This window comes from Enterobacter sp. UNJFSC 003 (assembly GCF_036903355.1).
In the GTDB taxonomy this organism is placed as follows: Bacteria; Pseudomonadota; Gammaproteobacteria; order Enterobacterales; family Enterobacteriaceae; genus Enterobacter.
The window spans coordinates 1-278 of the sequence record NZ_JBAKHK010000132.1 but is presented as its reverse complement, the minus strand read 5'-3'; the positions used below and the strand labels follow the sequence as shown (position 1 = coordinate 278).

Genomic DNA, 278 nt, shown 5'->3' with positions numbered 1-278 from the left:
GAGTCAGTAATTGCCCGCAAATCATCACGCTGGGCGTTAAGTGCGGGGTTATCTGCCAGTAGCTGTGCGGTGCCGAGAATACCGTACAGCGGTGTGCGGATCTCATGGCTCATCGCCGCCAGAAACGCCGATTTTGCCTGGCTGGCTTTTTCTGCTTCCGCCCGTGCCTGTCGGTGTTCTATCACCAGTTCCTGCAATTCAGCTGTACGCGCTTTGACCTGCGCCGCCAGCTGTTCGCGGTGGCGATTCAGTGCATGAACATTGCTGCGAAACGCATC

The 278-nt window shown here is 57.2% G+C and carries 1 protein-coding gene; it reads right to left on the bottom strand.

The window, feature by feature from the left end; translation table 11 throughout:
* The coding region (locus V5P19_RS23450) for a histidine kinase dimerization/phospho-acceptor domain-containing protein (protein ID WP_334407937.1) at positions 1-278 on the bottom strand (278 nt) is incomplete at both ends.